The organism is Cohnella sp. GbtcB17, from assembly GCF_019091135.1.
Lineage (GTDB): Bacteria > Bacillota > Bacilli > Paenibacillales > Paenibacillaceae > Cohnella.
Genome location: NZ_JAGXJW010000165.1, coordinates 1 through 568, shown reverse-complemented (window position 1 = coordinate 568; position 568 = coordinate 1). Strand labels below are relative to the sequence as shown.

Sequence of the window (568 nt, the reverse complement as noted above, 5' to 3'; positions counted from 1 at the left end):
GTATATGGAAAAGCTGCCGCCCGCGGCCGCGGCGAACAACCCGATGGGCGGGGGCCTCTCGCAGGCGCAGTTCGAGGCGATCGTGGCTGAGCTGCAGATGCTTAGAGAGTAGCCGCAACGTTCTGCACCCGTCATAAAATAAGCTGCCGGAGGGAAAACGAATGGAGAATGCGACCAAGCAAGCGGCAGTACGTTATACGCAAAACGGGCAAGGGCCACTGTTAGGCTTCGACGAGACGTCCGGCGTGCGAATTCTGCACGTGGACGGACTCGCCTTCAAGGATCTGAACAAGGACGGCAAGCTGGATCCGTCCGAGGACGGGCGGCTGCCGCCGGAAGAACGTGCCAGGGACCACGCCACCAAAATGACGATCGAGCAACTCGCCGGCCTCATGCTGTACAGCAGCCACCAGGCCGTCCCGGGTAACATGGGATGGTTCCCCGCGACATACGCCGGCGGCCGATCGTTCCCGGACAGCGGCGCGGCGCCGAGCGACCTGTCCGATCAGCAGCTCGATTTCCTGTCGAACGACCACATCCGGCACATCCTGGTCACGCGCGTGCAGGG

The 568-nt window shown here is 63.0% G+C and carries 1 pseudogene; it reads left to right on the top strand.

The annotated features are described in order from the left end of the window. Positions 1–161: 161 nt before the first annotated feature. A pseudogene (locus tag KVT38_RS33485) lies at positions 162–568 on the top strand (beta-glucosidase); the annotation flags it as partial.